General features: G+C 42.0%; 20 protein-coding genes and 1 pseudogene. 5 read left to right on the top strand and 16 right to left on the bottom strand.

What is annotated here, in order from left to right; all coding sequences use genetic code 11:
- From V7K56_RS07120 to V7K56_RS07140, 5 genes and pseudogenes are all read right to left on the bottom strand, one after another.
- Positions 1-179, bottom strand: a 179-nt coding sequence (locus V7K56_RS07120) for a helix-turn-helix domain-containing protein (protein ID WP_442939941.1), incomplete at its 3' end; no start/stop codon positions are given.
- A 287-nt stretch (positions 180-466) separates the two neighbouring features.
- Positions 467-989 (bottom strand): annotated as a pseudogene (locus tag V7K56_RS07125) (hypothetical protein).
- A gap of 412 nt (positions 990-1,401) precedes the next feature.
- Positions 1,402-1,722 carry a hypothetical protein gene (locus tag V7K56_RS07130; protein ID WP_334908947.1) on the bottom strand — a complete coding sequence of 107 codons (321 nt, stop codon included), beginning with the start codon at positions 1,720-1,722 and terminating at the stop codon, positions 1,402-1,404.
- Between the two features lie 153 nt (positions 1,723-1,875).
- Complete coding sequence (locus tag V7K56_RS07135) at positions 1,876-2,016, bottom strand: transposase family protein (RefSeq protein ID WP_334908949.1); 141 nt, start codon at positions 2,014-2,016, stop codon at positions 1,876-1,878.
- 275 nt (positions 2,017-2,291) lie between these two features.
- The gene (locus tag V7K56_RS07140) at positions 2,292-2,870 is read right to left on the bottom strand and encodes a Uma2 family endonuclease (RefSeq protein ID WP_442939937.1); all 579 of its coding nucleotides are present in this window, start codon (positions 2,868-2,870) and stop codon (positions 2,292-2,294) included.
- A gap of 15 nt (positions 2,871-2,885) precedes the next feature.
- On the opposite strand from V7K56_RS07140, the gene V7K56_RS07145 reads away from it, so the two are divergent.
- Entirely contained in the window at positions 2,886-3,209 is a 324-nt protein-coding gene (locus V7K56_RS07145) for a transposase (RefSeq protein ID WP_334908951.1), read from the top strand.
- On the opposite strand, the gene V7K56_RS07150 is transcribed toward V7K56_RS07145, so the two are convergent.
- The 9 genes from V7K56_RS07150 to V7K56_RS07190 all read right to left on the bottom strand — a co-directional run bounded on the left by V7K56_RS07150 (position 3,195) and on the right by V7K56_RS07190 (position 10,851).
- Positions 3,195-3,881 carry a Uma2 family endonuclease gene (locus tag V7K56_RS07150; RefSeq protein ID WP_334908953.1) on the bottom strand — a complete coding sequence of 229 codons (687 nt, stop codon included), beginning with the start codon at positions 3,879-3,881 and terminating at the stop codon, positions 3,195-3,197. The genes V7K56_RS07145 and V7K56_RS07150 overlap by 15 nt on opposite strands.
- Before the next feature lie 50 nt (positions 3,882-3,931).
- Positions 3,932-4,093 (bottom strand): hypothetical protein, encoded by a 162-nt coding sequence (locus V7K56_RS07155; protein WP_334908955.1) that lies wholly within the window; start codon positions 4,091-4,093, stop codon positions 3,932-3,934.
- A 170-nt stretch (positions 4,094-4,263) separates the two neighbouring features.
- The gene (locus V7K56_RS07160; RefSeq protein ID WP_334908957.1) at positions 4,264-5,232 is read right to left on the bottom strand and encodes an FTR1 family iron permease; all 969 of its coding nucleotides are present in this window, start codon (positions 5,230-5,232) and stop codon (positions 4,264-4,266) included.
- Positions 5,233-5,303: 71 nt separating this feature from the next.
- Positions 5,304-5,738, bottom strand: a complete 435-nt coding sequence (locus V7K56_RS07165) for a ferritin-like domain-containing protein (protein ID WP_292860509.1) — start codon at positions 5,736-5,738, stop codon at positions 5,304-5,306.
- Positions 5,739-5,869: 131 nt separating this feature from the next.
- Positions 5,870-6,907, bottom strand: coding sequence for a helix-hairpin-helix domain-containing protein (locus V7K56_RS07170; protein WP_334908959.1), 1,038 nt, complete (start codon positions 6,905-6,907; stop codon positions 5,870-5,872).
- A gap of 198 nt (positions 6,908-7,105) precedes the next feature.
- Positions 7,106-8,134, bottom strand: coding sequence for a multicopper oxidase domain-containing protein (locus tag V7K56_RS07175; RefSeq protein ID WP_334908961.1), 1,029 nt, complete (start codon positions 8,132-8,134; stop codon positions 7,106-7,108).
- A 713-nt stretch (positions 8,135-8,847) separates the two neighbouring features.
- The gene (locus V7K56_RS07180) at positions 8,848-9,249 is read right to left on the bottom strand and encodes a DUF1636 domain-containing protein (protein ID WP_334908963.1); all 402 of its coding nucleotides are present in this window, start codon (positions 9,247-9,249) and stop codon (positions 8,848-8,850) included.
- 155 nt (positions 9,250-9,404) lie between these two features.
- Positions 9,405-10,622 (bottom strand): hypothetical protein, encoded by a 1,218-nt coding sequence (locus V7K56_RS07185; RefSeq protein WP_334908965.1) that lies wholly within the window; start codon positions 10,620-10,622, stop codon positions 9,405-9,407.
- 37 nt (positions 10,623-10,659) lie between these two features.
- Entirely contained in the window at positions 10,660-10,851 is a 192-nt protein-coding gene (locus V7K56_RS07190) for a CbtB-domain containing protein (RefSeq protein ID WP_334908967.1), read from the bottom strand.
- A 572-nt stretch (positions 10,852-11,423) separates the two neighbouring features.
- Between V7K56_RS07190 and V7K56_RS07195 the strand changes: the two genes are divergently transcribed.
- The 4 genes from V7K56_RS07195 to V7K56_RS07210 all read left to right on the top strand — a co-directional run bounded on the left by V7K56_RS07195 (position 11,424) and on the right by V7K56_RS07210 (position 16,907).
- Positions 11,424-12,584, top strand: coding sequence for a GNAT family N-acetyltransferase (locus V7K56_RS07195; RefSeq protein ID WP_334908969.1), 1,161 nt, complete (start codon positions 11,424-11,426; stop codon positions 12,582-12,584).
- Between the two features lie 321 nt (positions 12,585-12,905).
- On the top strand, positions 12,906-14,051 hold the full coding sequence (gene cofH / locus V7K56_RS07200) for a 7,8-didemethyl-8-hydroxy-5-deazariboflavin synthase subunit CofH (RefSeq protein ID WP_334908971.1): 1,146 nt from the start codon (positions 12,906-12,908) through the stop codon (positions 14,049-14,051).
- Positions 14,052-14,397: 346 nt separating this feature from the next.
- A complete protein-coding gene (gene psb27 / locus V7K56_RS07205) occupies positions 14,398-14,802 on the top strand; it encodes a photosystem II protein Psb27 (RefSeq protein ID WP_334909146.1) in 405 nt (134 codons plus the stop codon).
- A 605-nt stretch (positions 14,803-15,407) separates the two neighbouring features.
- Entirely contained in the window at positions 15,408-16,907 is a 1,500-nt protein-coding gene (locus tag V7K56_RS07210) for a family 10 glycosylhydrolase (RefSeq protein WP_334909148.1), read from the top strand.
- Positions 16,908-17,014: 107 nt separating this feature from the next.
- Here the strand turns inward: V7K56_RS07210 and V7K56_RS07215 are convergent, their stop codons facing one another.
- On the bottom strand, positions 17,015-17,656 hold the full coding sequence (locus V7K56_RS07215; protein ID WP_334908973.1) for a chloramphenicol phosphotransferase CPT family protein: 642 nt from the start codon (positions 17,654-17,656) through the stop codon (positions 17,015-17,017).
- A 358-nt stretch (positions 17,657-18,014) separates the two neighbouring features.
- On the bottom strand, positions 18,015-19,097 hold the full coding sequence (gene psbA / locus V7K56_RS07220; RefSeq protein WP_334908975.1) for a photosystem II q(b) protein: 1,083 nt from the start codon (positions 19,095-19,097) through the stop codon (positions 18,015-18,017).
- Between the last annotated feature and the right edge of the window lie 346 nt (positions 19,098-19,443).

Here is a 19,443-nt window from a genome sequence, read left to right on the forward strand (position 1 = left end):
TCTCTTGAACTGATGAGAATATCTTCAATTTTACGAATAATACGATATGCTGTTGACTCGTTCACTCCCCAAGATTGGCCAATATGAAAGTATGTACGGTACTCCCTCCAATATTCCAATGTCATCAATAATTGGTTTTCCAGACTCAGTTTCCCAGGTCGTCCTGTTTTCAGCTTGATTTTTGAGCGCGGTAAGCGAAGCTATGCCGTTAGGCTTATCGCACTACCTCTGTCATCTGGCTAAAAGTCTCCGGATGCACACCACACAGGCGTTTGAATTCTTCTGGTTTCAGGTTCTTTACCTTTTCGTAGCTCATAGATTTCAAGAAAGCTCTAAGCTACTTTTCCCACGGTCATGGGACTTTTGCAAGAGGTCTACTCTAGTGTAGGTTGGGTTGAGGAACGAAACCCAATATTTTGTGAGGTTTATTGGGTTTTGCAAAGCCTTAACGGGACTTAAACAAAAATTAAGCCCAAATGTAACCCAAACTAGCTTTATAAGCAGCAAACAGGTCACGATTGAGGGTCAACCAATCGAAAAATCGATAAGACATAGCTGTTCTAAACGCCTCTAAAGCTTCGGTAAAAGTGTTTAGAAGCTTGTTAGCCCACCTTCGCCTTAAACCCCCAGTCAACTGATGCCAAAGAATAAAAGTGTAAGTACAAAAAACTAAAATAAAATGTCGAAGTAAACTTCTTTGCTCTCGAACTTGATATTCTTTTAACCCTAACCAACCTTTGGCTTCCCTATAGAAAACTTCGACCCAATTTCTTTTCAAAATTTGGGTCTTGTTTCCCGGATGCTAAAGAATCAGCGTGTTGATATAACTCTATATCTAACGGTAAGCTTTTTCTGCCATCATATAAATGCGTTGTTACCACTACTATTCCTAAATCTATTTTTTGAGCTTTATGAGTAAACACATCATCAAATCTTTCACACCATCTTTCAAAGCACGGGGGCATCGCTGCGGGGGTGGTTTCTTTCATCAGCCATTTTCAACGTGAAAGCTCTGCTGAATAACCATCATAGCCTTTTTTACTCTTCCTTTTGTTTAAGTCCCGTTAACAAACCTACAAATATTCTTAACCGAGCAGTAGTATTGGATCGCATTTATAGTAACTATCACTTACAAAAAACCCCCTTTCCAAGGCAGGGCTAATTCATTGTGATGAGAGAAATTAGGGTAACCAGAAGTTAGCATACACTAAATCTTTTAGCGGCTGATTTGATTGTCCACTTTCGCATTGCCAAGTCTCATTTCCAAGTCGTGTTTGTTTTGCTCGACAGGACGAAAGTGGAACTTGTTGTTTGCGAACACTGTGATTTTTCGGTCTACTGAGTTAAGTAACTTAAGCTTCGCTTGCTAGCTTGCCGATCAGCAGAAAAATCTGCTCAAGGTTATGACCAATCATCCTCACCGCTGTGGTGATCGAAGAATAACCGTTGTAGCGCAAAATAGCGATCGCGCTTACTACGGATAAACGAATCAAAGGTAAAGATAACTCCTTGTAGCTTTAAAGCAGCCAAGAGTGACTGGACAACGGCAATTTCACTACTTTGTTTATTGTGGAACTGTTGCAGGGCGATCGCGACTCCACAACGAGTATTGAAAACGGAAACCACATTGATAAAATCTTGGGTTACCTGGTCATAATTGCTGACAGTAGCTTTGATGCTTTTGCCATCAACTCCTAACCAGTCTTGCTCTTGGGTTGGCATCCAATCATTTGCCCTAGTTTCAGAACACCTTGGCTAAATCAGTAAAATCAATACCCATCATTACCCGTCGAAACGTCGAGTTTGATGGGAAACGAGTTGGAGGTAATTGTAAACTGACAAACTTTGGCTTCATGATGCCGACGAGCAAAATCTTTATTCGGCTCGATAACCCAGACAACCACTCATAGTCCCCATAATCACCACCAGCAGCAGCAACCACAATGGATAACGCTGTCCTCTTGCAGCGCGAAAATCTTGCACTTCGGTTAAGGCTTCCAAGAGATTGGCTTTCATGGGGGAGAGTGGAAAAATCAAATCAGCCGCTAAAAGATTTAGTGTACCCTAATTTCTGACTGCCCTAATTTTCTCTCATCACAATAAATTAGCCCTGCCTACAGGAGGGATGGCAGAGGACGAAGCCTTTTATTCATTGAAGGGTTAGGGGGCGAAGTGCAGTATGCAAGAGGTCGAGCGAGAGATGTGTATACACCGTACCCTTAACAGGGGGGAATTGAGTGTGGTAAGCAGGGGTATTTTTTCTTGCATGGGGATGCACAGTTTAAATCTTCTCAGAAAACAGGTAAATCTAAAACAAATCCTGGCAAGACATCTTCTCCTGAGAAACTCGCAGGTAACTGCACAATCTCAACGGTTTGATTCAGACGATAGATTTCTACTTCTTGTGCTTGGGGATTAATCAACCAACCTAATCGCAAGCCACTGTTAAGATATTCCTGCATTTTTTCTTGAAGCTGTGGCAGAGAATCGGTTCGAGAACGCAATTCGATGACAAAATCAGGACATATTGGGGGAAACTTTTCTTGTTCTTCTGGTGTTAGAGATTCCCAGCGTTCGTTGGCGACCCAAGCGACATCGGGCGAACGATCGCCACCATTGGGTAAACGAAATATGGTAGAAGAACTAAAGACTCTTCCCAGTTGAGTTTGACGATTCCATAGCCAAAGTGGGCCGTTTAAATCGGCTTCTCGATTTCCACTGACTCCACCAACAGGAGGCATAATTACTAATTCTCCTTTGGCAGTTCGTTCGAGTTGCCAATTTTCATTGACTTGGCAGAGTTGGTAAAATTGCTCGTCGCTTAAGTCTACATTTTTTAAATTTAAAATTACCGAAGTGGAAGTCATCATTGCTGAAGATTCCTCATGCCAAGAAAACGCCGTAATTTAAAAACTGGATACTCTCACCATATCACCACCCGTTGCAATAATCACGAGTTTAAGTTAGCTAGGCACGAGTGTCGGGAAGTGTTTCTTTATGCAGTTAAAAAGGTGTTGGATAAATACAAGTTCAAACTCTACGCCATTTGTATCATGTCCAATCACGTTCATTATCTGATCGAACCTGCCCAAGCAAATGAGCTACTCTCTATATTTATCATTAACACTTATCATATTTTACCCTTCAAGATTGTTATCGTTCTCGCAATATTTCTCGATTTTGCGATCGCTAATCTATTCTTTACCTAGTTGTTGCACAAAATCTTGATGCGCTGGACTTGCTAATCCCTGCTGCAATACTTCTAAAACTTTCGCTAAATTTCCTGTTAACAAAGCATCTTTATCTAACCACAATCCTGGAAAAATTTGAGAGCATATTACCCTATCAGTATTGGGTTCCAGTTTAATATATTCCCCAGCGTTTAATCTCAACCAATCAAATTCTCCGTCCAAAACTCGCCACACCAAATACTCTTGTACTTCGTGGCGACAATAAACGTTTAATTTTTGGTGTAGATCGTAAGAAGCACTAGAAGCAGCAATTTCTACAATTAGTTCTGGCGCACCTTCGACATAGCCATCCTGACTAATAGTAGATTGTCCTCCTACTTCAATTCTTAGCAGTGCATCCGGTTGCGGTTCGTTATCTAGATCGAGTCGTACTGTACAATTATCTCCTAATTGTAGGTTGGGGGTAAACGCTTTGTAAAAACTTAACCATCCGATAATGTCTGCATGGGGTTCGCCGTGTTGGGTAATTCTTAGAGCAGATGCTATATAAACTATTCCTTCAATTAATTCTGCCTTCTTCAAATTAGGCATAGCTTCATAGCGACGCTCAAATTCAGCACGGGTGAGTTTGTCGCCATTTTCTAAGGGCAGAATTGTTGCAGGAGTAGAAAAGCTCGTGGAGGTAGTCATGGTTTTTGGATGTTGCCTTGCGAATTGCTAGATGGAGTTGCCGCTCTGGTTCAGTTTCTTCTAATATATTTTGGGAGAAAAGAAAAAGCGAAAAAATGATCTAAAAACGGCGATAGACCTTGCTGATACCAAGGTTTTTCTTCTTGTCCTTGCTGAAGTTGTTGCTTTTCTTCCTCAGTCAACTCTTGCCAAGGGAAAATAACAAGACCCAAGGAATTTCCGGTATCCTTTCTGCAAAATCTCTTGATCCGTTAACAAATGCAACAATTAGTTTTAGATCAGACATAATTTACCTTGTTGACTGCTTGAGCGATCGCCAAGGCAATTCCCAGTCATAGACTGGGAATAAGGGAGACTGGAAACGAGATAACTGACTGTACTTTTAATCTTTTGCAGAATTAATTGGTTTTTGAGCAAAGGGGATATTCTTTTTACCTTCAGGAGAAGCACCTCCAAGGCTACGGAAATACAGTCCTCCAATGGTGAGTAAAAATGCCACATATCCTACTGCTTGCACAAGATAGAGATTGTCTCTGTAACCAAATAAAGATTTGAGGATAATCCCAGGAAACTGTTCGTCAGGCAAGATTGTGGAAGTATTGGAAACCATTGGCCCCAAAATACAGGAGTGGACTTTAGTAAAACGTTCGTAATAGAAACAAAGGCTTTCTGTAGCACGACTGCTAAGAGCAAGGTTGGCCACAGCGTCGTCAAAATGTTTTAAGGCTGAAACTACTAACCCAGCGACAATCAACACTAATAAAACGCCCATTACCTGGAAAAACTGGCGGATGTTAATTTTGACACCCCATTTAAATAGCAGTACTCCAATGGCAGTTGCCCCTACCAAACCACCAATAGCACCTAACGCTGGCATTAATCCCTGTTGAAAATTAGCTGCAACGAAGAGAACAGTTTCAAAGCCTTCGCGGACAACGGCAACTAAAATTAAAGTAAAAACACCCCAGCCAGCATTCGAGTTTTGTGTCAGCGCTTCTGTTACTGCTCCCTCAACTGTAGCTTTCATGAATCTGGCTTGTTTAGTCATCCAGATTAGCATCCAACTGAGCATTGCGATCGCTAATACACTAAATACACCTTCTAGCCCTGGCTCAACTACAGAGGTGTATTGAGGATTAAGTGCTCCCAGTACTTGAATTATCCAACTGAATAGCACACCGATTAAGGCACTGACGACAATGCCAACGCCGACACCAGCATATACCCAAGAGTTGAGCCGGGATTGTTTAGCTTTTTTTAGTAAAGCTAGCACAATACCAACAACAAGAGCAGCTTCCACTCCTTCTCGGAGTGTTATTACAAAAGTAGGTAGAGCAGTACTAAAATCCATCTTTTATCCTTTGTTTTTTGTCCTTAGTCATTTGAATTTGTTTTTGACTAATGACTAAGGACTAATAACTATTAACCAAAATCGCGTAGCATTTTTTTCAGTTCGAGATTATGCATCTCTTCTTGCCCAATCATGCCACGAGCGAATTCTTCAAGGTAAATGCTGGCATCGGTAACAGTGTCGAGCAATTTTTTATACAGATCCAATGCCTTTTTTTCATGGGATAAGCTTTCTGCCAAGATATCCTTGACTTTATGCTGGTAAGTTTCTTCCATTGGGGCGATTTTCAGGGAGGGATGTCCATCTAAACCAGTGAGAATTTCTCCCACTTGTTCGGCATGAAGTAAAGATTCACTTGCCTGTGCTTTGAAAAAAGCCACAATTGGAATGCGGTTAGGGCCAGTTACCATCAAAGAATAATGTGTGTAGCGCACTACCCCTGCTAGTTCAAATTCCATGATGGCATTCAGCAGGTCAATAGTCTTTTTCTGGTCAAGTTCTTGCATCAGTTGTTAGTAAAAGTAACGAATGGAGTGTAATTAGTTAGGAGTTAGAAGTTCGTAATTCGTAATTCGTAACTTCTAATGATTTCCTCATTTTAAACTCCTTAACCTGTACTTCCCATTAAATTAAAGTGTTATCGCAGTGCTTGAGTATTGGATTTGTCAACCACTTTTTGAGAGTTTTCCTCAATGGTTTTCACCAGTTTGGTAACATCATTAGGAACTTTTACTGCTTTTGCTGGTGGGATGGCGGCGGGCCAAACTTTTATTAGTTCGGCAAAACTAGTGTCGATCGCTTTGTGTGCTTCAGCATCTGTTTGAGCTACTTGACTAGAAATTCCTTTGTATAATTCATTGGCGTAAAAGACAAAACCACGGGAGTCCTGATACTCAATTGGCGCGGTTACTTTACCATTTGCGATCGCCGCGCCATATTCGGAGTTAGCTGAATCTAGTAGTTCGTTAATTACCTGTAGCGCAAATCCTGGTTTTGAGCGTTGATCTGCTGGCAAAGCTGCGATCGCGGAATCTACTGCTTGCATTGAAGAAGTAAAATTAGTTTTAACTTTGCTATCTTTCGGACTAGATTTTACTAAATCTTGCAAACTTACCAAAGTTGTCTTAAATTCTTTGACTTTTCGTTCGTTCAATTGATCTTCCACATCAACGTAAATCTCCTCAACTGGATGTCCAATATGAGGTTCTGCCTGTTTCGGCTGATTCTGATCCAGCAGTTCTTGTGCTACCAAAAGATGCCCTTTCATTAAGCCTAATTTAGACATATAGTCAACATCTTTTGCCTCACCTGTGAGTACCACTTCTTGAACACCAACCTGGTCTTTAATTTGGTCGAACTGTTCTTGAGTAATTACTTTTTTAGTAACTAAATCTTCTGGTCTGCCATAGGGACGATTCGCCTGAATTTTGTTGGATAATGCCGGAACCCCTAGCTTGGCTTCAAATTTATCCAATTCTGATAATATAGCAGAGTTGATGTTAATTTTTTCTTTGCCACCGTGACCACTATGACTGTTACTACTTACTGCCTCTGTAGCTTGAGGGCTAGTAACTGGTGCTGAGGGATTTTCTGCGGTTGGTGTACTGCTACAGGAACTTAAGGTAACTATTGCCGCAGCTGCCACTGTTAAACAGATATAGCGAAATTTTATCATTTCTGTTCCTCGCACAATTTAAAAGGTATTGGTTCAAATGCTTCAAACTATTACTCAAAAATAGTTTGTTTGACAAATTGTCATAGATTTTACTTTCGCATATAATGATATTTTTTATCAACTATTTCATTTAAAATTTTATTAATTACCAATTAAGTACCTTGTACTTAGCCTGAATAGAAATTACTATTGATTTTGTCATGAATTGTTAACAGTCTTTTGAGAGCTGCTCTGGGCAAGTACTTCAAATTGACCCATGCAACCGTTTTCGGCGATCGCATCCTGATGGGGATGGAACATATACTTACCTGGATAGCGAAAAGAAAATTCTAATATGTGCCTTTCTGCGATACCCATCGTAATCACATCTGTTTTTTCGCTCTTCTTCATACTCATGCCATAGCGATAGACATCAAAGAAGTTGGCATGGAGATGAAACGTTACTGCCGGATCGTATTCAATGATGTTGAGGATATACAGCCGAATCAACTGATCTTTGTAAATTTGAATGGGATGATGCATGTAATAGTGGGGCGAACCGTTGAAGGCATAATAATCATTATGGCTATCATCATTCACATCATACCCAGCCATCACTAGCACCATCTCATCAGCTGGGGGACGGGGCGTAGGTGGATCGATGATAAACATCCCGTACAGTCCCTTGGCGATGTGACGGGTAACTGGTTCAATATGGCAGTGGTACAAGTGAACGCCATAGGGTTCAGCATCAAATTCATAAATTGTGGCTTTGCCATTGCTGATTGGGCGAACACCATCCATTTCCGCCGGATGAACGCCATGAAAATGCAAGGAGTGAGAATGTCCCGCATTGTTGAGAAAAAGCACTCGCACGCGATCGCCCTGTTTAGCCCGTAGCGTTGGCCCTGGTATGCGACCGTTTAAATCCCAGATGTTGTAAGAGACTGCACTATTAAGTTTTATGATGGAAGTACCCGCAGTTAATTGAAATTCCCGGATAGTCCGCCCATTTTCTTGCTTCACCGTCCCATAATCAAAATCCCTTAACATCTTTATCGGATTAGTACCGTCGTCTGGTGCTTCCATATCGAGTGGTGGCACTTTGACGATTGATTGACTTTGTAGATTTAGCATCTGCCAAAGTCCAGCTGCACCAGTTATGCCAGCACCTGCTAGTCCTAGCTTCAATAATTGACGGCGGCTCCAAGGTTTGACGTTACTACCTAGAGCGAAGTTGTTGGGCATGACATTTAGTTACGGTTAGCGCTAAATAATTGCAAATATTTTGCAATTACTCTTAATATTTTAAATGAATTAGTAATTATTGTCAATAATTTTGAAGTGCTTCAAAACTGCTACTAAAATTATTAGATTTAGGTCAAGCTATAATCTGTCTTGAAAATAGGAAGTGGGGAGTAGGGTATTCCTTTTTCGTTCTTGGTTATGGGATTTTAGCGTGATTAGCTGTCTTGCAAAACTGTAGGCAATTTTTCTTATTTTCATAGTATTTTTACTTAAATTAAAGTATAAAAAGGCTAAAAATGAAATAGTTTTTTGTCTCTATTCCCGATCTGACTAATGCCTTAACAGCAATTTGATTGCAAACAATGCATATCATATTACTTAGGAAATAAATGCCAGCAATAAACTATTAGTAAGGTGTAAAATATTTAATTAGCTTAGAGATAAAATACATTGCATTTCAAGAAAATTTTGATGCTTAACAATATAACTATTTTTAACTTTTAATTAATTTTGTCTATAAGAAATTAAGTTAAAGTCTATAGCAATTTTGTGTTGTCTTTTTCTGATGCGATCTGGCAATCGATTTAAAATGCTTTATTTAAATCCAACTCCAAAGAATTCAACTTCTCATATTTTTCTAAATAGTAATGAACGTCATTACTCATGAAAGCAACAAGTACTGACATAAGTGTTTAGGGAACTGAGGAAAATGTCTATTGACACGGGGGCAGAGGTGGAATCCGGGCGATCGCTCCGGCTCTGAGTAGTTCTGGGCGCTTGGCGTATGGAAGCAAACCATCCGGCTTGGCATGATACTGACTAGCACAGTCAAGTACAGCTGTTGCTGTCTTTTCTACACGTTCAGTATCAGCAGGCAGATCGCCGAATAAGTAGGTGTGTTTGTCAGAACAGACGAAAGCAATTGCACAAGCCTGATCGCAAACACCCATACATTCAACGGGTTGAATTAAGAACTCGTCTTGCAACATCCAATCATGATATAGGCTTTGTAATTTTTCTAGCAGTCGTTCGCCATCGCTTTTAGCAACATGCTGTTTTGTGCGATCGCTACTTCCACAGTTCGTGCAAATGAATATAACGTGTTGATGATTCATAGATAAATTGCTCCCGTTCAATTTCTGATGCTGTGTTTATAAAAATCCATGTCGAATACTTAATGGTATCCGACATGGATTTTGGGCAATTAGTCTGTTTAATTATCGGGCGAACAAACTAAGAGCAAATGTATTTACAACTTTTTGACACTGACTTACGAAACACTACGATTCCAAGTCAACCCGGTACGCGAAGTCCGCCGATGTCGCAGCCACAGTCCCAGCAGTAAACCAATTATCACAATTCCGGTGAAGTAAGTTAGCGAAATCAACCGGACAGACATCGGCGGAGCGACACCTTCGACTGGAATATTCTCTGCAACTTGGAATGGCTGAAATTGCCGGGTTGCATTTGCTTGCGGCCCAACCTCTACAACAATGCTATGCGGGGCACCATCAAAGAACTCTTGCTCCCACGTTAATTTTCCGTTGCTGTCTGGAGTACCCTCATAAGCAAACGCCACCCAATTATTTTCTAGTTGGGTGGTTGTTACCTTCAACACGACATCTGTGACGGGTTGGCTGGTTTTGGCATCGCTGACGCTGACCTGCAATTTGGCAGGTTGACCCACCGTTGCACCCTCGTCACCCGATAGTTGCATATAAAGTCCTTGAGACTGTAATTTAGCGGGCTTACTAGAGGGGGGAACTTCTTCTCCCATGCCTGGCATCGACATCGCATGGTGTGATTCGGCAAGTTCAGCGCTGATGTTGACCCAGAGGAGTGCAGCGATCGCTACTACAATCAATCCACTTAACAACAATCGCACCTGTTGCGGGGCAATTTCTCCCGGTTGAATTGGTTGTCTGCCCCCAATCACCCAACCTCCTAATAGCCCAACAAAGAGCAAAATCACAACCAGGATGCCAAAGTAGCGGAACTTTAAAGAATTTTCAGGCAGCGTCAGCGTCAGCGTTTGCTGAATCGGCTGAAACGCATTGGCAACGAGCGGAGTAACTGCTACTTGGAGTTGATACGTTCCCCGGATCGGCAGGGTTTGTTGTACCTGTAACTGACCTGTTGGTGCATTGCCCTCAATATCCAACAACTTTGTCCCTTCAACGATCGGAAAATCTGTTGTGAACCAGGGGTTCTTAGGACGGGTGAACAATTGCAAGTGGATTTTGGCATCCTTTAAAGATTGCCCTTGAGCATCCACGGCTTGCAGCATCAGCTGCACTGGCGGATTGTAGTGTCCCGAACCCAACACTGTAGTGGCTTCAGCCTCAAGGGGTTGAACCTGATTAATCGGTGGATTGGTTGTTAGGCGCACCGATGGTTGAGGGGATTGTGCAAGTCCGATCAAAGCATACAGAACAATTCCGAGCGTGCAAATTACACCGATCAGCTTAGACCACTTAAATAAAGTCATTTATTTGTGAACTCCTGCTAATCATTGACTCAATCAATTAATGGCAACTCACCATCAGTGTGTGGTGACGCAGAGTATGAGTTGTGTCATGAATAGCAGGGTATGTACTGAAATAAATTGTCCAGAGAGTCAAAGAACACAGTGCAACATAGAGCGCTGATTGTACAGGTACTGATAGTACTTGACGGGTGATTTGTTGCTGAATCGAACTAGAAGATTGAACTGTCATTTTTGTACCTCGTAGATAAAACGATATTGATGATTGATTCGGTGGGTATTCTGACTTCTACAGTTAGCAGTGAACAGTAAATCACTGAAAACAGATGAATTAGACTCTGTATGAGCCGTACCAGCATACTGAGTCAGCTATTTGGTTTTCATTCATGAAGATTACCTATATTAACACTGACGTAAGGTTTAGTAAAACCTATCTAAATGACAGAAGCATTGCAATCTTATGTCCTAAGTGTGACTATTCGTGTCGCTTCCTATTCACAGATAGTGGAGAGCTACCTTATACCTTCTTGGCTATTTTATTAGTTTTACTTATCTTGAATTTCTCAACAAATTTCTAAAAAATGTATTTTTAAATACGGTTTTTTGGACAATAAGTGGGTTGATATAGCAATCCTAAATGAGTTACAAACAAAAAGATCCCCAACCTTTTGAACAAGTCAGATATCTGAGCCTCTCGGTGTCTGCAAATCAAATAGGATTACTATATCTTGGGGAAGATGCATCTAATGGTATTATAATGTGCAATATTGCTTGCAAAAACTTTGCAATTAGAGAGTTATAACTATGGTAGAGTTAACACAATTAAAATTATTAAATAAGGAAAAATTAAAAGTACAGATTGTTGAAAACCTTGAAGAACTCAAGCTCCATGCAGACAGTTGGAATCAGCTTGCTTTTGAATCTACTCAACAGTTACCAATGACATCCTATGCATGGGTATCATCATATTTTGAACATTATGTTGAAGTTGACGAATCATGGTTTTGTGTATTTGCTTATAAAGATTCTGAGTTAGTAGGTGTTCTGCCGCTAATTGTAACTTCACAACGGTTCTTTGGATTCAATTTTTTGTTCTTAGTTACACGTAGAGCTTCGCAATCATGTGCGCTTGATATTGTAGTCGCATTGGGACTTGAAAATATAGTTATTCCAGTCCTTATTGATGCTGCGAGACAATTTTGCCCCCATCATCTGGGAATAGTATTTAACCGTTTACCGGAGAATTCACCTACTATTACTGCTTTAGAAGGGATGTCAGATACTATCCTCATTAAAGAGCTTGATTGGATGATGGGAGCTCACTTAAAAATAACTAGTAGTTTTGATGAATATCGAAAAACCCTCAGTGGTAATTTAAAAAGTACTATCAAAAGGTCGGGAAAGAAACTCTATCAACTAGAAGGGGTAAAAACTATTTTCCTCAAAGGAAGCGATGCCACTGAAAAAGATTTACCTCAATTAATAGAAGTGGAAGCTGCCAGTTGGAAAAGAACTAGAGGAAAATTAATTGCAAGTTCATCCAAAGATGTATCATTTTACACAAATCTGACACGCCGACTATCAGAAGCTGGTTGGCTTGAATGGCAATTACTTGAAGCTGAAGGTAAGACAATTGCGATCAATTTAGCGATTAAGTTGAAGCGTTCAACCATTATTTGGAAGCTGGCTTACGATGAAAGTTATTCTAAATTTTCTCCTGGCAGTATACTTTTTGAACAAGTAGTTAAGTCAGCTTACGAGGATAAAGTTGACGAGATTAATCTAATTAGTGATTTTCCTTGGTACGATAATTGGAAGATGGATAAACGCCCACACTATACTATAAAAGTATATTCGTATCAACCTATTTCTTTGATGTTTGGATTGCTGCCTGCATATATCCTTAAAAAGCTTAAAGTGCTTAAAAGACAATTTACAAAGCGGTATCAAATTTTTAGTAATTAAGAATAATAGAGGTCTTCAATCAGTCGCTACTTTGAATCCCCGACTGATTGATTCTGACGCCTTGGCGGAGCTTTCCTTGCTCCGCTCCTGAATTCTGACGAATGTATTCTTCTTCAAGGTTTAACCACACTATTTTTTATTAATGGGTTATATAAACTATAAAAAGGTAGTGTAATCAGACAAGGTAAGCGATTGCAATAGCTTTCAAGGTAAAACTTATGTTTGAGCTTGGTATTTTCGAGAAATTGGTATATTTATTAAGTAAAATTTGATTATTTACAAGCTCATAAAATTAAGATTTACCGAGAACTTAAGAAAGTAATGCTGACAAAAATTACGTTTGAAACAATTCTGGAACGTGCTTTGATGGGATACGACTTATCTCCCGAAGAGGGAGTGGTATTGTTACAACAAACAGAGCCAGAGGCGATCGCCGCAATACGTACTACATCCGATACACTCCGCCACACTCAAGCAGGCGATACTGTCACCTACATAATTAACCGTAATATCAACTTTACTAACATTTGTGAGCAGCACTGTAGTTTTTGTGCTTTCCGTCGAGATGATGGTAATGCCGATGCATACTGGTTAGATTCGGCGCAAATTTTGGAAAAAGCCACAGATGCAGTACAACGGGGTGCGACAGAAATCTGTATGCAGGGGGGGTTAAATCCACAAGCACAGATAAATGGTAAATCTTTGCCCTACTACCTCAAGGTTATAGAAACCATTAAACAGGAATTTCCCCACATACATTTACACGCTTTCTCCCCCCAAGAAGTGCAATTTATCGCCAGACTTGACGGACTGCAATATGCTGAGGTGATTACTGCTTTGCGCGATGCTGGTGTTGGCTCAATGCCGGGAACAGCAGCAGAAATATTAGACGATGAAGTAAGACGGATATTGTGTCCAGAGAAGATTGACACAGCCACTTGGCTAGAAATTGTCAGCACCGCTCACAAATTAGGCTTGCATACCACTAGCACCATGTTATCTGGGCATATTGAAACCCACGAACAGCAAATCGGGCATTTAGAAAAATTGCGATCGCTCCAAAAAACCGCCATCAATCAGGAATATCCAGCAAGAATTACAGAGTTTATTTTATTACCATTCGTTGGCCAAGAAGCACCCAAATCCTTACGTCGCCGTGTTGGACGCGATCAACCAGTTTTAACCGATGCACTGTTATTAGGGGCTGTAGCGCGGATTTACTTAGGTAATTGGATTTTCAACCATCAGCAGAGTTGGGTAAAACTGGGGCTTGCAGGTGCAACAGAAGCCTTAGCTTGGGGTTGCAACGATATCGGCGGCACCTTGATGGAGGAGCATATTACCACAATGGCAGGTGCTTTAGGCGGTACGTGTATGGAAGTGGAAACCTTACAAACTGCGATCGCTTCTTTAGGAAGACCTTACCAACAACGGGATACTCTTTATCAAAAAGTTATTAATCGTTAGGCATTGGACACTTGTACTGAGTGAACGCGAGTGCTCTCTTAGAGAAGCCGTTGGCGTAGCCTCTCCTAAAGTTGTATTGGGCATTGGGCAAGGTTATTTTCATTGTCCCCCTTCGGGTTCGCCAGTCCCCCAGACGCTCGTTCGCTCTTAGCGTCTCCCCTTGGGAGAAGACTCGCTAACGCTGCGCTATCGTGACGGAGACCGCCAAGACAGGGGCTGGTCTCACCTTGTCCCCCTTGTCCCCCTTGTCCCCCTTGTCCCCACTTCCCATTCCCTACTTACTCAATTGCTCCCCAAGTTACCAATCCAAGATAGGATGGACGTTGATTTAGTATTCTTTTACTTAATGCATATGAAGCGCTATTGGTCGCGTTTGCTTGCGCTGGTTTTGGTTGTAGCTATCGGCTTAATGGGTTGTTCTGGCAGTCCAGATAGTTTGACTGGGGATTATCGTCAAGACACCTTGGCTGTGGTCAATATTATGAGACAAGCTCTGGATCTTTCACAAGATTCACCAGACAAAGCAGCAATTCAAGCACAAGCGCGTCAAAAAATTAATGACTTTTCAGCTCGCTACCAGCGAGTTAACTCTGTTTCTGGTCTTGGTTCGTTTACAACCATACGAACAGCCCTCAATTCCCTAGCTGGACACTACAGCTCTTATCCAAATCGTCCCGTACCTGAAAAACTCAAAAATCGTCTAGAGAAAGAGTTGCAGCAGGTCGAGGCGGCGTTGAAACGTGGCGGTTAGCTATTAACTATTGCTTACTCCATCATCAATAGTCAGGTGTCAAAAGTTTTGACTCCTGACTATTTTGTTTGTCAAGGCAGGAGGCAGGAGGTAGGAAGTAGAAACTTTTTATGTCTGATGCCTAAGTTCTGGATTTTGTAGCTCATCTACTTGAAAACTGCTGTAACAATGCGATCAATGCATTAAGAATGTGAGTTGATGCATTAAGAATGCAAGCCGATGCGTTAACAATGCAAGCCAATGCATTAAGAATGCAAGCCGATGCGTTAACAATGCGGGTGAAGTTTTAATATCTACTTCATGCACTGGAAACCGCTATAAAACAATACGGCAACAGAAATAGACCTTTGAGAGTCTTGAAAAAATAGGTTTTAAAACCCTTGGTATTTAACTATATAATTCGATACACGTTGCCCACAATTATTTGAGTTGGGATCGATTATTATCGCAAATTAAAGGCTTTAAGATCGAACGTCAACACGTAGCTCAGAGTTAGAGCCACTTCGCCTTTGCTCAGTTACCCTGTGGTAAGCAAGTTACAGTCGGAGTTTAAATCTTTGTCTGAAACTTTTTTGAATTTTGAATTTGTTCATCTACTGGTAGGTATGTCTAACTGTCCCTTGAACGTTGCAAGATCAACATTATTTTGGCGGCGCTTATGCGCTGTTGTTTTTACTAGTAGTTTGTTGCTTCCAAACTTGAGAAGCGAACCAGCAAGGGCGCAAGTAACTGAGTATTGTCAGTTATCATCAGCTGCGGCGCAACAAAAAGAAAACTTGCGTTTGTCAGCCCTCAAAGGCAAACAAGATGCTCAAACGCTCTACCAAAGCATAATACAAGAACAGGCACAGAAATTAAAGGAATGTCGCTCTCGAACTTGGCCGCAAACCCAAGCCATTTGGTTACGCTTGTATCCCTGCGACATTCAGCCAGGAATAGTCGATCAGATTATGGATCGGATTGTTAATCGTGGCTATAACCAAGTTTATTTAGAAGTATTTTACGATGGGCAGGTACTTTTACCAGCAAAAGCTAACCCGACGGTTTGGCCTGCTGTGATTCGCACTCCAGGGGCAGAAAATATCGATATACTCGCTACGGCAATTAAAAAAGGTCGGCAACGTGGTTTAAAGGTCTATGCCTGGATGTTTACCACAAATTTCGGCTATACTTACGCCCAGCGCCGAGATAGAGAAAGTGCGATCGCTCGTAATGGCAAAGGTCAAACCAGCCTATATGTGGTAGATAATGGCTCTCAACTATTTATCGACCCCTACAACCTGCAAGCAAAACGCGATTATTACCAATTAGTACAACAAGTTGTGCGCCGTCGTCCAGATGGCTTGCTATTGGATTACGTGCGTTATCCTCGCCAAGCTGGAACTGATTCTATCGCCACCAAAGTTTCAGATTTATGGCTATATACTCCCGCAACCCAAGAAGCTTTATTTAAACGGGCACAGAATTACAAAGGGCTGGACTTAATTCGCCGCTTTTTGAGTAGGGGATTCGTCAGCGTCGGAGATGTAGCGGAAGTTGATAAACTTTATCCCCAGGAAGGGGAACCCCTTTGGCAAGGACGCACTCTCCCACTAGCGCAAAAGTCAATCCTATCTGCAACCGATAGACAACCAATTTTACAATGGGAGTTGTGGCAGCTAGCCGTTGCTCACGCCATGCAAGGAATTCTAGATTTTGTCACCATCGCTAGTTACCCAGCAAAGCAGCAAGGTATTTCCACAGGAGTGGTGTTTTTTCCTTATGGCAACCAAACTGTCGGACAAGGGTATGATTCCCGTTTGCAACCTTGGGATCGGTTCCCCAATACATTAGAGTGGCATCCTATGGCTTATGGGAATTGCGGTAATACCAGTTGTATTGTGGCGCAAGTGCAACGGGTTTTGAGTATGGCAAAACCGGGTACGCAGATAATCCCGGCTTTAGCTGGTCAGTGGGGAAAATCTGTTAGTAATCGTCCATCCCTAGAAGTGCAAATGCAGGCACTCCACCAATTTGCCCCCCAACTGAAGGGAGTTAGCCACTTTGCCTATTCTTGGCAATATCCTCAGAGTGATAGCGATCGCAAATTCTGTCGAGTTAAGTAAACTTCTTACAGAATTAGTGAAAAGGGATTGAATTTCCCTTTCAATTTATAGAATCACACACTTTACAAATTCATACCAAATATAGCGATCGCAGTCATAACTACAGCTTAAGTATAGTGTGCAGCGAGTCGTTGGAATGCCGACGGTGCTGGACTATCTGTGAGGTGCTGGCGTATCACCTCGGCACACGCACCTGGGCTTAACAATGAGGTATCCACTTCAAGGTCATAGATGCCAGGGATGTGAACTTCACGCTGCCATAACTGAACCGGATGTGGTATTGGGGAGTCGGCTGTACTTCCCATGTTCCACCCTGTGTTTTGTCGCCGTTCCATAACGATCTTGATGGGGCAGTGAACGCCTACGAACAAAACCGGCAATCCTTTCAAACGTCGGGCACTATCAGCCAGAATGCCCCGCTCAATTGTATAGGCGTCATGGTGTCCGACATCAACCACGACATTAAGACCCAAGCGGCTGTGGGCGGCGATAGACTCATACATGGCGCTGTACAGAATGGGAACAAAGGGTTCGATGTCCTGGCGTTCTCCCCCTGGCCGCAGACCAATCCCAGGCAGGTATCGTGCGGGAGTCATTTGCATAAACCTATCAACACCCAAGTTCATCCACAGACCATCAAATGTCTCCTGAATCACTGCGACAATGCTCGACTTCCCCGATCGCGGCACACCATTTAGGATGATAATCTGTCCTAGCTTCTGTGTCTGCCCCATGATTCCTCCTCGCATCCTAAAGGAACTCCAAAAAATAAATTATCCCAATTTATGGACTCAACACGACTGTTCTTCCCCCTGCTCCCTGCCCTAAATGCGTTCGCGTAGCGTCCCGTAGGGATGGGATATTTTTTTAGTTGGAAGTTCCTTATATCTGTACTTTAAACTAAGAAGCACAAAATAACTTACGGAAGCTGAATTGAGAAGAAACAATGCAAAAAATGTCAAAGATGAGAAATCAAGCAGATTTCTGCGCTGATTTAGCTGAAGTGGAAGTATGCTTTTTAACAAAAAGATAGCAAATTCTACACATTAAAACAAAAAGCGCTCTCCTTTTACGGAGAGCGCTTTTCGATTTAGCTAAACTTCAGAATTAACCGTTGATAGCAGGAGCAGTTAGAGCTACAGGAGCAAGCTCACCAGCAGCCAAATCGAGAGGGAAGTTGTGAGCGTTACGCTCGTGCATTACTTCCATACCCAGGTTAGCGCGGTTGATTACATCTGCCCAAGTGCTGATGACGCGACCTTCAGAATCGATGATTGATTGGTTGAAGTTGAAACCGTTCAAGTTGAACGCCATTGTGCTCACACCCAAGGCGGTGAACCAGATGCCAACTACAGGCCATGCTGCTAACAAGAAGTGCAAGCTACGGCTGTTGTTAAAGGAAGCGTATTGGAAGATTAGACGACCGAAGTAGCCGTGGGCTGCAACGATGTTGTAGGTTTCTTCTTCTTGACCGAATTTGTAACCGTAGTTAAGGGACTCGGTTTCGGTGGTTTCACGAACTAAGGAAGAAGTTACTAGGCTTCCGTGCATTGCAGAAAACAGCGAACCGCCGAATACACCTGCTACACCTAACTGGTGGAAGGGGTGCATCAAGATGTTGTGTTCTGCTTGGAAGACGATCATGAAGTTGAATGTTCCGCTTATTCCCAAGGGCATACCATCACTGAAGGAACCTTGTCCGATCGGGTATACCAAGAATACTGCACTTGCTGCTGCTACTGGGGCTGAGTATGCTATCGCAATCCAAGGACGCATTCCTAAACGGTAGGATAGTTCCCATTCACGACCCATGTAGCAGAATACGCCAATTAAAAAGTGGAAGATTACCAGTTGGTAAGGACCGCCGTTGTACAACCACTCATCTAGAGATGCTGCTTCCCAAATTGGGTAGAAGTGCAAGCCGATGGCGTTGGAGGAAGGTACTACTGCACCTGAGATGATGTTGTTTCCATAAATCAAGGAACCTGCTACTGGTTCGCGGATACCATCAATGTCTACTGGAGGTGCGGCGATGAAGGCGATTACGAAGCAAGCGGTTGCCGCTAGCAGGGTGGGGATCATTACGACGCCGAACCAACCGATATATATGCGGTTATTGGTGCTGGTGATCCATTCGCAGAATCGATCCCAGACGTTGGCGCTTGAGCGCTGTTGTAAGGTTGCTGTCATGGTTTTATGATTGCGATTATTTATGAATCAGGCGGTTTTGTTTTCGCCTGTGAAATTACTTTACACTGCTTTACAATTTTTAATCAAGTTTTATTACTTCAGTAAACCTGATACTAGTTATCAGGTTTGCTTATTTAAAAGCAAACAACGAGGCAGAAATACGCCGAAACTCTCTTTTCCCGGATTTCTTACTACAATTCTCAAAGCCTTATAAAATCTAGATTCCGGTTTTTCACACAGGATTAAAAAATAACCTGTAAAAAATGCCCGAAACATATTCTGGGTAATGATTATGAAGAGTGCGTAGGCGTAGCCCGTCGCAGACATCGCAGAACTTGTGAGAAAT

Origin of the sequence: Nostoc sp. (assembly GCF_036917535.1) — a bacterium.
GTDB lineage: Bacteria > Cyanobacteriota > Cyanobacteriia > Cyanobacteriales > Nostocaceae > Nostoc.